The 14,114-nt window shown below is 39.4% G+C and carries 13 protein-coding genes and 1 riboswitch; of the genes, 2 read left to right on the top strand and 11 right to left on the bottom strand.

Going from position 1 to position 14,114, the window contains the following annotated elements:
• Nucleotides 1-105: 105 nt before the first annotated feature.
• The 7 genes from CKK03_RS17630 to CKK03_RS17595 form a co-directional block, all read right to left on the bottom strand.
• On the bottom strand, nt 106-588 hold the full coding sequence (locus CKK03_RS17630; protein ID WP_142354036.1) for a DUF1189 family protein: 483 nt from the start codon (nt 586-588) through the stop codon (nt 106-108).
• A gap of 85 nt (nt 589-673) precedes the next feature.
• Entirely contained in the window at nt 674-1,129 is a 456-nt protein-coding gene (locus tag CKK03_RS17625; RefSeq protein WP_099363890.1) for a flavin reductase family protein, read from the bottom strand.
• A 325-nt stretch (nt 1,130-1,454) separates the two neighbouring features.
• Entirely contained in the window at nt 1,455-2,354 is a 900-nt protein-coding gene (locus CKK03_RS17620; protein ID WP_099363850.1) for a 2OG-Fe(II) oxygenase, read from the bottom strand.
• Nucleotides 2,355-2,477: 123 nt separating this feature from the next.
• Entirely contained in the window at nt 2,478-2,666 is a 189-nt protein-coding gene (locus CKK03_RS17615) for a hypothetical protein (RefSeq protein WP_099363849.1), read from the bottom strand.
• Between the two features lie 17 nt (nt 2,667-2,683).
• A complete protein-coding gene (locus CKK03_RS17610; protein ID WP_099363848.1) occupies nt 2,684-2,923 on the bottom strand; it encodes a hypothetical protein in 240 nt (79 codons plus the stop codon).
• Nucleotides 2,924-3,206: 283 nt separating this feature from the next.
• Complete coding sequence (locus CKK03_RS17600) at nt 3,207-3,974, bottom strand: MerR family transcriptional regulator (RefSeq protein ID WP_099363846.1); 768 nt, start codon at nt 3,972-3,974, stop codon at nt 3,207-3,209.
• 147 nt (nt 3,975-4,121) lie between these two features.
• Nucleotides 4,122-7,205 (bottom strand): efflux RND transporter permease subunit, encoded by a 3,084-nt coding sequence (locus CKK03_RS17595; protein ID WP_099363845.1) that lies wholly within the window; start codon nt 7,203-7,205, stop codon nt 4,122-4,124.
• 98 nt (nt 7,206-7,303) lie between these two features.
• On the opposite strand from CKK03_RS17595, the gene CKK03_RS17590 reads away from it, so the two are divergent.
• Nucleotides 7,304-8,134 (top strand): TetR/AcrR family transcriptional regulator, encoded by an 831-nt coding sequence (locus CKK03_RS17590; protein ID WP_099363844.1) that lies wholly within the window; start codon nt 7,304-7,306, stop codon nt 8,132-8,134.
• Nucleotides 8,135-8,196: 62 nt separating this feature from the next.
• Here the strand turns inward: CKK03_RS17590 and CKK03_RS17585 are convergent, their stop codons facing one another.
• The 4 genes from CKK03_RS17585 to CKK03_RS17570 all read right to left on the bottom strand — a co-directional run bounded on the left by CKK03_RS17585 (nt 8,197) and on the right by CKK03_RS17570 (nt 12,838).
• Nucleotides 8,197-9,459 carry a glutamate-5-semialdehyde dehydrogenase gene (locus CKK03_RS17585; protein WP_099363843.1) on the bottom strand — a complete coding sequence of 421 codons (1,263 nt, stop codon included), beginning with the start codon at nt 9,457-9,459 and terminating at the stop codon, nt 8,197-8,199.
• A 13-nt stretch (nt 9,460-9,472) separates the two neighbouring features.
• Complete coding sequence (gene proB / locus CKK03_RS17580; RefSeq protein WP_099363842.1) at nt 9,473-10,594, bottom strand: glutamate 5-kinase; 1,122 nt, start codon at nt 10,592-10,594, stop codon at nt 9,473-9,475.
• Nucleotides 10,595-10,684: 90 nt separating this feature from the next.
• Complete coding sequence (gene proC / locus CKK03_RS17575) at nt 10,685-11,539, bottom strand: pyrroline-5-carboxylate reductase (RefSeq protein ID WP_099363841.1); 855 nt, start codon at nt 11,537-11,539, stop codon at nt 10,685-10,687.
• A 321-nt stretch (nt 11,540-11,860) separates the two neighbouring features.
• Entirely contained in the window at nt 11,861-12,838 is a 978-nt protein-coding gene (locus tag CKK03_RS17570) for an asparaginase (protein WP_099363840.1), read from the bottom strand.
• A 172-nt stretch (nt 12,839-13,010) separates the two neighbouring features.
• On the opposite strand from CKK03_RS17570, the gene CKK03_RS17565 reads away from it, so the two are divergent.
• The gene (locus CKK03_RS17565) at nt 13,011-13,721 is read left to right on the top strand and encodes an MOSC domain-containing protein (RefSeq protein ID WP_099363839.1); all 711 of its coding nucleotides are present in this window, start codon (nt 13,011-13,013) and stop codon (nt 13,719-13,721) included.
• A gap of 128 nt (nt 13,722-13,849) precedes the next feature.
• A riboswitch (SAM riboswitch) is annotated at nt 13,850-13,947 on the top strand.
• The last annotated feature ends 167 nt before the right edge of the window (nt 13,948-14,114 follow it).

Below are 14,114 nucleotides of genomic sequence, written 5' to 3'. Positions count from 1 at the left end.
GAAACCAAATCTCTTAATCTAACCCATTATGTATGTACGGTTTTTCACACAAAAAGTTTCAAATATTTTCCTGTAATAAAAAAAGAACCGGCACACCGATTCTTTTTACGTATGTTTCTTCACTCGACTCGGATAATGAAAAATCATCCGTAGAATCGTGTAAAATAACAAAATAAATATAATGGTATTCACAATCCAATGGGTACCAATCAGGATATTGGCAACCGCAAAAATGATAATTGGTTTTGTTAACGCAAACGCACACATCTTCCACAGAAATTGAAATTTTAAATGGCGATGTGTAACCTTACTGACTCCTACACCCGCTCCTGCTAAAGCGGAAATCCCTGCGATTCCTAAAAATAGCATTAAAAATGGGTAAAAAAGGAGGACTTGAATGATATAAATATTTTGAGGAATACCGCTGTCCTTATAGGAGTCGTCCAAAAGTAAGTTAATTTCAATAGGAAGTGCGACAATAAACAATAATAAAAGAAGGAAAAGGATCGTATTCCTCATTTCCAACCTATTCAGTCGCTTCATTGCTGCCTTATTCGGCAAACGCAAACTATCCATAAATGTTGACATGAGTTTCACATAAAGCCACTCGCTTCATTTAAGAGTTGTTTTAACTTAAAGATACCTTTCCAAATAAGGAAAGGTACCCAAATGATTATTTATAAAATTCATCAGGAATATTGCCGAATTTACGGTTGTGATAAAGAAGTGGTGGCTTACTATAATTTTCAATCTCTACCACTTCACCGATTAGAATTGTATGGTCACCCGCTTCAATCGTCTTATGGGTTTTACAATGTAATACTCCCGCAGTTCCCTTAAGGATTGGAAGATTGTTATCAGACATTTCCCATTCACAATTACCAAATCGATCTGTTCCCTTGCTTGCAAAAAGAGCACAAATATCCCCTTGGTCCCCAGCTAATACGTGAACCGCAAATTTATCGGCATTTGTAAAAATATCGTAAGTGGACACTCGCTTATCAATTGACCATAAAATCAATGTTGGATCTAATGAAACAGAGGCAAATGAGTTTACTGTGAGACCAAGTGGTACTCCATTTTCATCAGTCGTCGTTACAACCGTTACACCCGTCGGATAATTCCCCATGACGTCTTTAAAAGTTTGTACTTTATCCAAAGTTCACACACCTTTCTATGCACTGACACACTTGACTTTAGTATTTTCAAAATCTTAATTTCAGCTTACTTAATTTTATTAGTTTAACTATATCATGATTACAGTGACAATTCTAATTGAATGCATTTCGTTTAGTGCCTATAAAGTGAAACTTCAATCAGTGGTGGTTTACTTCATCCTCCACTGATTGTTAGTTGAGGCACATAGGATGTGTGTCACAAAGACGTTGCCACAGGACGTGGCGCTCTTAGTCTTTGTTCAATGATCGGGCTTTTACGGGCAGTTATCCCCACACCTAAATTTCTTCGTGCTCACTTAAGTTTTGAGCAAAGAGAGGTTTATTGCCCGTTAATGCGGGGTAGATATTCCCTTGGCGAATCCATTTCGTCGCAACCCATTTTTCACCTTCAGATACAGGAATACTCGAATGAAGGGACATCCGGTCTACCTCGCCCTTACTATTTCCGTACTGAAAATAGACAGCAGATCCTTTCTTCGGAACAATCGAAACGCCTGCTTTAGGAAAAACAGTCTCTCCCCCTGCAGGTACATCGTTTAAATAGATGAGGAATGTTCCCACCCGCTGACCACCTTTATCAGGGTCTACCTTACTTGGTGGAAAATAGTCAAAATGACTTTTGTATTCCTCACCAATTTCATAATTCAATACCTGGAGCCCTTCTCCATTTTCAATCGGAAACTCCGTTAATTCCGCAATTCTATTTTCTACTTTCTTAATAAACTCATTTTCTCGCAGATAAAAATACATACCTTTGCTAGTTCGACCAGTAGCTGCTTTTTCTTCACCAGTCTTCGGGTCAATGACAGTTGAAGGCTTAAGGCGGCTTCGTGATATTTCAATCAACTGGTCACATTCCTCATAACTTAGGAAGTTATCTAAATGTAAAATAAAAGGCTTTTCTACTTTTGAGAGGACCTTAATTTCACGGTCACTTGTGTGTAAAACACTTCCCTTTTTCGCAATTTCGGGCTGTTCATATTCATATGGAGCATGCACACCTGGTGTGTTTATTGGTTTATTTCCAACGATTCGAAACAGAGTGGTATATGATAATTTAGGGTCATAGCCTTTTCGAATCATTGCATCGACAATCGCTTCAGGGTTAACGCCACTGTTTAACGTTTTAATAATCCAATCCATGAGTGCACCTGGAATTTTATTCACTTTCTCCATTTCTACCTCTCCTTTATAGCCCTAGATTGAGCGATTGGGACAAGCATTCCTGTCCCCTTCACCTCGTGTAATCCCTTACATTCTATTGTAATATAAATAAGTAAAATTGTGGTAGTAATTACTTTATTTCCAAAGTTTTGTCGCAATCAGCACTGCATTTTGACTCACTTGTGCTGATCTCCCACTCTCTTTGTACCAATCAGCACTCTTTTCTGACTCTCCTCTACTGATCTCCCACTCTCTCTGTCGCAAACAGCACTCTTTTCTGACTCTCCTCTGCTGATTTACCACTCTCTTTGTCGCAATCAGCACTGCATTCTGACCCTCCTCTACTGATTTCCCACTCCCTTTGTCGCAATCAGCACTGCATTCTGACTCTCCTCTACTGATTTCCCACTCCCTTTGTCGCAATCAGCACTGCATTCTGACTCTCCTCCGCTGATTTCTACTCCCTTTGTCGCAATCAGCACTGCATTCCGACTCCCCTCTGCTGATTTCCCACTCCCTTTGTCGCAATCAGCACTCTTTTCTGACTCTCCTCTACTGATTCCCCACTCCCTCTGTCCCAATCACCACTCTATTCTGACTCTCCTCTACTGATTTCTCACTCCCTTAGTCGCAATCAACACTGCATTCTGACTCTCCTCCACTGCTTTCCCACTCCTTTGTCGCAATTATTGTTTTGTTCGAATACAACACTGTTAATCCCCACATCTCTGTCCAAGTACAACACTACATTCAGAAAACTCCTAATCGAATTCTTCTGCGACCACGTACGAACTGAACTAATCCTCGCCCAGAACAAAAAAAGGGCAAGATCCAATGGTCTCGCCCCTAAAATACTCAGTCACCTTATTCAGTCTTTTGCCCTGTGTACACAAATATCGCATCTCTCAAGAATTCTGCAGTTCCTGGCTGTTGCTTGTCATAATAAGCTGTGAATCTCTCGTCATCGACATACATTTGTGCCAAGCCCGCATGCGCTTCTTTGCTATATTGTGGCCAAAAATACTTGATCCACTGCTTATGCAGTTCAGCCGCTTTCTGGCCGAGTTCTCCAGCTGGATCGCCAGTCTTCATCGCATCACTTAAGGTCTCCATTAATTCCTCAGAAAGACGGGTCACCGCCTCATGGTCCTCTTTAGACATATTCATGAATTTCTCGTTTGATTGTTTAACTGTTTCATCGCCATATTTTTCACGGATTTCGTTTCCATATTTTTTCTCATTTTCTTCGAGGGCTTTCTTTTTAAAGCCTTCAAATTTTTCTTGATCAGACATAATACCTCTCCCTTCTTTTTGCGCAATGGTTTTATCGACATTGGCAATGAGTAGATCGATTTGTTTTCGTTTATCAAGGAGCTGCTCTCGATGTTCTTTGAGTGCTTTGGATTCATCAAAGGCAGGATTGGTCATAATTTGTTTGATATCTGTTAGATTGACCCCGAGTTCACGGTAAAAAAGAATTTGTTGAAGACGATTGACTTCATTTTTTCCATAAATTCGGTAGCCCGATGAATTGATTCTTGCCGGCTTAAGAATCTCAATTTCATCGTAGTACCTTAAAGTTCTTGTGCTTACTCCTGCTAGTTTCGCTAGCTTTTGGACCGTATACTCCACCTCATCACCCCCTGATAATTTCAATTTACACCTTTACGCAACGTCAAGGTCAACACATATTCAAAAAAAACTTTTTAACCGAACACAAAATGACTTTCAAAACAAAAAGCCCCACAAGATATGTTTAACCTTGTAGGGCCAAAAGAATTAGTTTTCTTGAATGTTTTTACGGTCTTTCTTAAAGATTTTAGACAAAATTTCATAGACGATTGGCACGACTAAAAGTGTTAATAGAGTCGAACTAGCGAGTCCACCGATAACGGTAATACCAAGCCCTTTCGAAATTAAACCTCCGCCACCTTCGCCAAATAATAACGGAATTAACGCACCCATTGTGGCAATTGCCGTCATTAAGATTGGACGTAAACGTGTTGCACCAGCTTCAAGAACAGCTTCACGCATTGTTAATCCATCACGTTCCATATGAATGATTCGGTCTACTAGAACGATGGCGTTTGTAACCACTATACCGATCAACATCAACAGACCCATCATAACCGATACCGAAATGGTTTCGTCTGCTATCAATAATCCAACAAACGAACCAATAATTGCAAATGGAAGGGAGAATAGAATTGCGAATGGTGCAACTCCTTCACCAAATGTTACAACAAGGATGAAGTACACAATGGCAATCGCTGCGAGCATTGCAAGACCTAGTTGAGTAAATGTTTCAACCATGTCTGCTTGAACACCAGCAATATCAAGTGTTACGCCTTTTGGAAGGTCTAGCTCATCAACTTCTTCTCCAACTTTAGCTGTTACTTTTGAAATATCATCGCCAATAATAGTTCCTGAAACGGAAGCATAGTACTCACCTTTACTACGAGCAAGTGTATTTAAGGCTGTACCTTCTTTAACCGTTACTAAATCAGATAGAGGCAAAGCTGTACCCATTGCTGTAGGTACTTGTGTTGCAAGAAGATCGTCTATTGACTCAGGTGTAGCTACTTCTTCCTGCTGGACAACAACCTCTAATGTATTTCCGTCTTTTTCAACAGTAGTGATAACTTCTTGTGAGCGGTCTGGATTTAGCATCATCACAATTTGACCAGTTGTAAGTCCATATTGTAATAATTCATCCTGCTCAACATTGAATGTGTATTCTACATATGCATCCTCAGCACTTGACGATACATCCTCTAAGCCGTCTGCATCTTTCATGACGCCTTCAACCATATCAACCGCATCATAAAGCTTATCTAAATCTTCACTGTATAATGTATAACTTACTTCGTTTGTGCTCATTGACATAGAAGAGAAATTCTGGCTCTTCCACTCACCTGATTGGCCAATATTAAACACATACTCTTCGACTTCTTCGCGGACTTCTGGGAAGTTATCCATTTCTGGATCAAAAATGAGGTACATGAGCGCACCGTCACCGCCGCCTCCCATCATCGCTGCCATTGGGTCGCCGCTTTCCGTAACAGAAACCTGAAGAATATCAATATCTTCTCGTTTTAATAGCTCTTCTTCAACTGCTGCAACATTATCTAAGGTTTCATCCTTTAACTCACCAGTACCTGGTGTGTAAGTTAGATACATTACCTTTTCTTCTTCACTACCCATAAAACTAAAACCAATAAGCGGTGTTAATGCTAAGCTACCGACTAATAATAATACGGACAGTACTGACACAATAATTTTGTGATTTAGCGACCAATTTAAAATACCTTTATACCAGTTTGCAAGTTTACCTACTTCTTTATGCTTTGACTCTGTTTTTTCCACATAGAGCTGTTTCTTAAATAACGTATGTGATAAAGCTGGAACGATTGTAATCGCAACTAGTAAAGAAGCCCCTAAAGCAAAAGTCATTGTTAATGCGAACGGCATGAACAATTCTCCAACCATGCCACCTACAAAAATTAACGGTGCAAATACCGCAACCGTAACTAATGTGGAGGAGAGGATCGGCTTGAACATTTCAAGCGTTGCTTCACGAATTAAGGCACGACCATTTAGCTTTTCTTCTTTTAAATGTAGTCTTCGATAAATATTTTCAACAACGACAATAGAGTCATCAATTACACGTCCAATTGCAACTGTAACTGCTCCTAATGTCATTAAGTTTAACGTAATATCCATCCACTTCAGTAGCAATAATGCCATAAAAATGGAAACTGGAATCGAAACAATTGAGATAATTGTTGATCTAAAATTACGAAGGAAAAGAAGGATAATTAAGACCGCGATTAAGCCACCAAATAGTGCTTTTTCTACCATTGTTGCAACAGATTTTTCAATTGGCTCTCCTTGGTCTAGTGAAACATCAATAACGAGCCCTTCAACTCTTTCCTGCTCGTCATCAATAAGATCCTTTACTTCGTTTACCACATCCACTGTGTTTGCTTGTTGCTCTTTAACAATTTGAATGGCAATAGCGTCTTTTCCGTTCGTACGAGATACGGATTGAACGCGTCCTACTTCTTCAATTGTAGCAATATCACCAAGCTTCACGAATGGCTGTGGATTATTTTCAGTAGGTGTAACAGGAATTAACATTTCCTTTAACTCATCTGCTGTCATGAACTTTCCGTCAATCGCAACAGCCTGTTCACCTTCTTTAAATTCAAAAAGTCCTAGTGATACTGACATATCACTTGCTTGGATCATCTGTTTGACTGTATCCTCTGTTAAGTCAAGCTCAGCCATTTTTTTAGTGTTATAAGTAAGTTGTACTTCCTCAATATGCTGACCTGTGATCGTTGCAGAACCAACCCCATCAAGCTTTTCAATCTTTGGAAGTATAACGTCTTCAACTGTTGAAGTTAATTCCACAATATCTTCTGTTGTACTACTTACACTTAATGCCACAACCGGCATCATATTCATGCTAATTGCCGTAATAACAGGCTCTTGTGCAGCTTCTGGCAATGTAACTGCGTCTAACGCAGATTGTAGGGCACGCTTTGCCTCGTCCATATCCTCGCCATACTCATATTCAACTTGAATATTAGCCATGTTCGAATAGGAATTGGAATAAACCGATTTAACCCCATCCAGTCCCTCGACTGCTTTTTCAATTGGCATCGAGACATCTTCCATCACCTGTTCAGGAGTTGCACCAGGATATACATCCATAACCATTAGGAAAGGAATGGATATATCAGGAATCGTTTCTGTCTTCATTTGTGTACCTGAATAAATCCCAGAAACCGTTATAATAATTGTTAATAACCAAACTGCTAGTTTGTTTTTTAATACAAAGTTGGCTATACCTCTCACACTTACACCTACCCTAGATTGACTTATTAAACCCATTTATTTATAATAATGACCAATCAGTCATTTGTCAATGAAAGAAAACGGGAGAGAACCACGAAATGGTGAAAAAACAACTTATAATGGAAAAGGCGCTAGAGCTTTTCGCAAAGCAAGGTTTTGAGGCAACATCCGTACAACAAATAACTGATCAGTGTGGGATTTCAAAGGGAGCTTTCTACCTCTCCTTTAAGTCAAAGGATGAATTAATCATCGCCCTAATCGACCAGTTTATGGAGCAAATTTTTTCTGATATTGACCACTTAGTCAGAAATAAAAAGAATACAGAAAATCTTCTGTTTGAATATTATTATGTAAGTTTCCAGTCATTTAAAGAACACTCACATTTTGCGAATATCTTAATGAAAGAGTATACTCAGTCTCTTAACGAAAAATTAATTCTTAAAATGCATTATTATGACAAACTAGGTAATACAGTGATCCTCATGATGATTGACCGCATTTATGGAGAAAAAGCGGAGCATATAAAATACGACTTACTCTATTGTATAAAAGGTTTTATGAGAATGTATTCGGAGCTTTTTTTGTATCAGCTTGTTCCATTGGATATTGACCTCCTTTGTCAGTCCCTAGTGGAAAAAACAGATTTATTAGCTCATGGCATAACCCTTCCTTTTCTAAAAAAAGAGCTTATGGAATCATCATCCACTCAGGGTGAGGTTACCAAGGAACAAATGATTTCGTTAATTGAGGAGAAAGTAAAAGAAATGGAGGATTCCATTGAAAAGGAATCCCTGCTGCTATTAAAAGAACAGGTGGATGAACGAACATATAGCCCTGCGATTATTAACGGACTCTTGGAAAACATCCGGAACCATCCACATTGTAAATGGATCACTCATTTACTAAGTACTCATTTTGAGGAACAATGAATTTGTCGCTTACATCAAAAAACACGACAGGATGCTGAGCATTCTGTCGTGTTTCGTTTCTATTATCTTATTTGGCCATTTCCGGTCATTAAGAACTTTACTGTAGTTAATGCTGGTAGTCCCATTGGTCCACGTGCATGAAGCTTTTGTGTTGAAATACCAATCTCCGCTCCAAACCCTAAGGCTCCACCATCTGTAAATCGAGTTGAAGCATTATGATAAAGAGAAGATGCATCGACAAGTTTCATGAACACATCTGCTACTTCTTGATTTTCTGTAATAATCGCTTCTGAGTGTTTTGTCCCGTACTGTTCAATATGGTCAATTGCTTCGTGCACATCATCAACAATCTTCATCGCAATATGCAAACTTAAGTATTCATTTGCCCAATCCTCTTCACCTGCCGGGATAGCGTTTGGGATAATTGATAATGCCTCTTCATCCCCATGCACTGTAATTGAATGTTCCTGTAATGTTTTCACAAGTGCATCCTTATGTTTCAGCAACCAATCCTTATGGATAAGGACTGTTTCCGCAGCATTACAAACAGCCGGTCGATCCGTTTTTGCATTCACGAGGATAGGCAATGCCTTATTGACATCAGCTTCAGCATCAATATAGACATGGCAGTTTCCAACACCTGTTTCAAGTACAGGAACTGTCGCTTGTTTAACAACCGTTTGAATCAAAGAGGCCCCGCCGCGTGGAATAAGCACATCAATATATTCCTTCATCGTAAAAAGTTGTCCTGTAGCTTCTCGATCCGTACTTGCAATAAACTGAACCGCTTCCCTTGGTATCATCGTATGCTCTAGCGCATATTGAATCACCTCAACGATTGCCTTATTTGTGTGAATCGCTGATGAGCCACCTTTTAAAATAATCGCGTTTCCTGATTTCAACGCGAGCCCAGTTGCATCAACCGTTACATTTGGTCGTGCCTCATAAATCATTCCAATAACACCCAAAGGTACGGTTACTTTTTTCACCTGTAGGCCGTTTTCTAATGTCCAATCTGAGATGACTTGGTCTGTCGGGTCCTCCAAAGCAGCAACTTGGCGAAGTCCCTCTGCAAAATCAAAAATACGTTCCTTTGAAAGGGTTAGCCGATCCATGAATGCTGGCGTATATCCGGCGTCTTTCCCTTTTTGTAAATCAACCTTATTTGCATCTAAAATGGTTTCAAAGCTTGCTTCCAAATGTTCAGCTAATATATATAATGCCCTATTTTTATCGTCAGTTGAAAGAATACCCACTTGTTTAGCCGCTTTTTTTGCTTCACGTGCTTGATTTCTAATATCTACATTTTCTTTTACTAAAGTCACCTAATTCCTCCTCTTAAACCCCAATCGTGATTGGTGCATCAATATGACAAACAAAATCTCCTATTTCCATAATGACAGTGGAATCGATTACTTGATCTCTTTGAGACTGTAGCATCCGTCCTAAATCCTCTGAAGAGATTTTCACCAAACCTCTGGCTATTTCTTCTTCATCCGATCCCACTACACGAACAACAGCACCTTTTTCAAACCTACCTTCGACCTGAAGAACTTCCTTTAGCCGTAGGCTCTTTCTGTTCTTTACAATTCTCTCTGTTGCATCCGCATTTATGATTATTTCTCCCTTAGACCCTGAGTGAAAAGCGATCCACTTTTTCTTTTGATTAAGTATTGTCACAGATTTTTTACAATCAAAATACGTACCCGTCGCCTTTTCTTCCACGGCATCCACGATGATATTTTCTTTATTCGCATTTCCTAAAAAGGTGGAAATCCCAGAAGCCATTGCAATCTTCACGGCTTCAATTTTAGACTTCATGCCACCTGTACCAACAGCACTTCCAGAACCACCCGCAGCATTCTCGATTTCATCCGTAATTTCAGACACTCGCTCAATTAGCTTAGCATCCTCATGTGCGGTCGGGTTTTTATCATATAAACCATCTATATCAGATAAAATGACCAGTTGGTCGGCATCCACTAATCCAGCAACTTTAGCCGCCAATGTATCATTATCACCAAAGTTCAAACGCTCTGTCGAAAGCGTGTCATTTTCATTAACGATTGGAATAATCCCCCGTTCTAATAAAACATTCAACGTGTTACGAACGTTTTGATAACGTGATTCATCCAAAAAGTCGCTTCTTAAAATTAAGATTTGCGAAGCCACATAGCCGTGCGATAAAAAGAGGTGGGAATACGATTCCATTAATAATCCTTGACCAATCGATGCAGCTGCTTGTTTTTCCGGTAATGAATCTGGGCGTTTAAGACAACCAAGCTTTCTATATCCAGCAGCGACCGCCCCTGATGATACAAGGACAACCTCGTGCCCCGCATCCTTCAGCTCGGCAATTTCATTCGTCAGTTTTTCTAGTTTTATCTTACTAATTTCTCCGTGACGACTCGTTAACGAGCTACTTCCGACCTTAATAACAACTCTTTTTTCTATGGACATCCGATCAATCCTTATCTGTTTTGTTTTTGATTGCCGGACGATAATACTTTTACAAGCGCTTATCGCCCGTAAAAGGGTTATATGCTTATGTTAAACAGCTTGAACTTTTTTCTCAGTAGCGCCTTCAAGCTGTGAACTGATTTCTTGGGAACGCTTTGCTGCATGTTTAATAGCTTGTGAGATCGCCTTACCGCCACCGTTTTTATCTAAGGCTGCTAAACCCGCAGCTGTGGTTCCATTTGGGGAAGTCACATTTTCTCGTAATGTGGTCGGTGTCTCATTCTGTTGCTGAATCATTTTTGCTGCCCCGACAATCGTTTGAGCAATAATATCTCTTGTCACATTTTCCTGTAATCCTGCTTTTCTCACTGTTGCTTCCATATGTTCCATTAGATAATAAATATAAGCAGGTCCACTACCCGCTACTCCTGTAAACACATCCATTTGGTCCTCTGGAATTTCGTAAACTTCTCCAATTGATTCGAGTAGGTCTTTTGCTAGTAACATATTTTCAGTAGTAGTCGTGGAACCAGCTGAAATTGCTGTTGCAGACTCTCCAATCATGCTAGATGTATTCGGCATCACCCGAATCACCTGTTGCCCCGCTGGTAAATGCTGCTCCATGTAGGTTGTGGTAATACCCGCTAGAACGGATAAAACGAGTTGGTTCGGTTGAAGTGAATCTTTGATGGACTGTAATGCAATTTCTGCATCCTTAGGCTTCATTGCGAGGACGATCATATCGATATTTCGTAGGTTTAGATGTTGGCTTGTTAAACCTTTTATTTTATAATTTTCTTCAAGCTGTTGTAGTCGTACTGTATTCGAACGGTTGGTAACAAAAATCTGATTCGAAGGGACTTTTCCAGCTGCAACAATACCTGAAATCATTGCCTCTGCCATTGATCCTGCCCCTATAAAAGCGATTGTTTTTTCATGTAACATCAAATGTCTCCCTTGTGGTAAATATTTTAACAACGTATTTATCGTAACATCTTTAAAACCATTATCAAGGGTATCTCGGAAAGTCATATGCATATGATTCAATTAGCGAGTGTAAACGCTACCAAAACGAGCTAATCACATCAAACCACCTTTTATCCGCTCAAAACATGCCTGAGCCAATAATTTGCCAGTTAGTGGGACAAGGGGACAGGTCCCTCGTCCCAAAATGTTACAAACTACTACTAAAACCGACAAAAAGGACAGGTCCACCGTCTTTGCATAGTTTGCAAATAACAAATGAACCTATCCTTTTCCTAGAATTTAATGATGAAAATGACCTTCATTAATATTTTTAATGCCCGCAGCTATCAGAACCGCTAATTTAATTCTTGCCTTCTTGCTGTCATAATCACTAGCTAATAGGACTCCCGCATTTTGTAAGGACCAAGCACTTCCTGGGAAGTCATAAACTGTCTTTACTTCCCCTTCCTCTGCACTTGTTGTAAGAAGTACATATATTCCTTTTTCAACCGCTCTTTTAACACTATCGAGGATATATGGTGGTGCATGACCTCTACCAGGGGCTTCTACAATTATTCCTTTAGCCCCATGATCAGCGGCACAATCTATAAACTTACCATCTGAACCAAGTGAGGTTTTTACAAGCTCAACAGTAGGTAATGAGGTTTTCAAAGTATATGTTTCTCGTTTTACTGGTTTTTGGTAGATAAATATTGTATCTTGATCCACAATTCCTAGGTAACCGAAGCCAAAAGACGTAAATCCATCTACGTTTGAAGCATGTTTTTTCTTGATGTATCGCCCAGAAAAAATCCTCTCATTAAATAAAGCAACCGTTCCAAGCCCCCTACATTCTGGATATGCAGCTAATAGAATGGATTGGCGCAAGTTAACAAAGGCATCCGTTCCATTCACTTGAGGTCCCCGCTGTGAACCAGTAATCACAACTGGCCTTTCATCAGCAATAACTAAATCTAAGAAATATGCCGTTTCTTCTAATGTATCCGTCCCATGAGTGACTACTACTCCATCTATATCTGGGCTTTCAAAGACCTCTTCAATCTTTTCCTTCAAAGTAATTAAATGACCAAACGTCATATGATTACTAGGTATCTGAAAGACAGATATCACATCAACATCTATATATGAAGGGAGATCACACATTTCAGATAGTTCTTCACCAGACATCACACCAGCTGTTAACAGCCCCGTTTCTGGATTTCGTTTACTGGCAATTGTCCCACCTGTACTTAACATAATGATTTTTTTCTTATCCATGGTTACCCTCCTCAATCTAAAACAACCATTAGAAGCTTTTAATTCAATAGTATAACTCGCCACCGCTTGTTTCAATAGTTTGAATTAAAAGAAATTACCATCACTTCAGCCATAATTGGACAGATTTCCTCTATTCAACCGTGGTAAACTAAAACTAGAGGTGATAACGAAAATGGCCAACCAACCATACATAAACCAATTATTTATTGGCAAACCCAAAACTATGGGTGACCCAAATGCGAAAAAGCTTATGGATAAAGAATGGACAAGTGGTATTTTTAAAGAACCCATTCATAATCCGGTAATGCTTGGTAAAGAGAGTTTAACCGGTGATGGTCAAGCTGATTTAAAAAATCACGGCGGACCTGAAAAAGCCGTTCTGGCCTATGCAGCAACTCATTATGAAAAATGGCAAAGTGAATTGAATCATGATCAAATTGTGGCTGGAACAATGGGAGAAAACTTCTCTATTGTGGGGCTCGATGAATCCAATGTTTGCATCGGGGATATTTATGAGGTTGGAGAGGCTTTGGTTCAAGTTTCACAACCACGTCAGCCGTGCTGGAAGCCTGCTCGCCGCTTTAAAGTACTAGATTTTGCATTACGGATTCAAAATAGCGGACGAACCGGATGGTATTTCCGCGTTGTCAAAGAAGGCATTGTTAAAGAGCAGGATAAAATCAAGTTAGTGGAACGCCCATACCCTGAATGGACCATTGCTCGTTGCAATGAAGTCATGCATGAAAAGAAAGAGGATATGGAGGCAGCTGCGAAACTTGCAGACTGCAATTACCTTGCAGCGAATTGGAAAGAAACACTAGTTAAACGACTAAAAGGTGAATCCAAATCAATTGAAAGTCGTGTTTATGGACCAAATAAATAACTTTATCCATAATAATGTTTAAATTATCATACAATAACTCTTTTCTGAAAGTAACAATAATATAATTATATAAAATATATTGACAATAACAAATTCCAGATGTATAGTGTAAAACATATTAAAAATACTTCTTATCAAGAGAGGCGGAGGGACTGGCCCTGTGAAACCTCGGCAACGGACGATTTGTACCGTGCCAATTCCAGCAAGTGATCTTGAGAGATAAGAAGAGGATATCGGAATTAACTTTCTGCCCTCTTCTGTCTGAAGAGGGCTTTTATATTTTTATAATATAATATTTTTCTTATCCAATGAGAGATTGATCCTAATTTAGAGAATAATGTCCTTCTTCTCCATGAAGAAGAACTTTTTAAGGGAAAGACGAAAGGAGATCAT

The organism is Fredinandcohnia onubensis (assembly GCF_002734215.1).
Lineage (GTDB): Bacteria > Bacillota > Bacilli > Bacillales > Bacillaceae_L > Ferdinandcohnia > Ferdinandcohnia onubensis.
The sequence above is the reverse complement of the archived record's forward strand: the minus strand, read 5'-3'. Positions and strand labels throughout refer to the sequence as shown.

Bases quoted from the DNA above. Each gene is read 5' to 3' on its own strand.
- CKK03_RS17570 (WP_099363840.1), bottom strand. From the start codon at position 12,838: ATGGATAAGAAAAAAATCATTATGTTAAGTACAGGTGGGACAATTGCC.
- CKK03_RS17565 (WP_099363839.1), top strand. From the start codon at position 13,011: ATGGCCAACCAACCATACATAAACCAATTATTTATTGGCAAACCCAAA.
- CKK03_RS17630 (WP_142354036.1), bottom strand. From the start codon at position 588: ATGTCAACATTTATGGATAGTTTGCGTTTGCCGAATAAGGCAGCAATG.
- CKK03_RS17620 (WP_099363850.1), bottom strand. From the start codon at position 2,354: ATGGAGAAAGTGAATAAAATTCCAGGTGCACTCATGGATTGGATTATT.
- proB (WP_099363842.1), bottom strand. From the start codon at position 10,594: ATGTCCATAGAAAAAAGAGTTGTTATTAAGGTCGGAAGTAGCTCGTTA.
- proC (WP_099363841.1), bottom strand. From the start codon at position 11,539: ATGTTACATGAAAAAACAATCGCTTTTATAGGGGCAGGATCAATGGCA.
- CKK03_RS17590 (WP_099363844.1), top strand. From the start codon at position 7,304: ATGGTGAAAAAACAACTTATAATGGAAAAGGCGCTAGAGCTTTTCGCA.
- CKK03_RS17625 (WP_099363890.1), bottom strand. From the start codon at position 1,129: ATGGGGAATTATCCGACGGGTGTAACGGTTGTAACGACGACTGATGAA.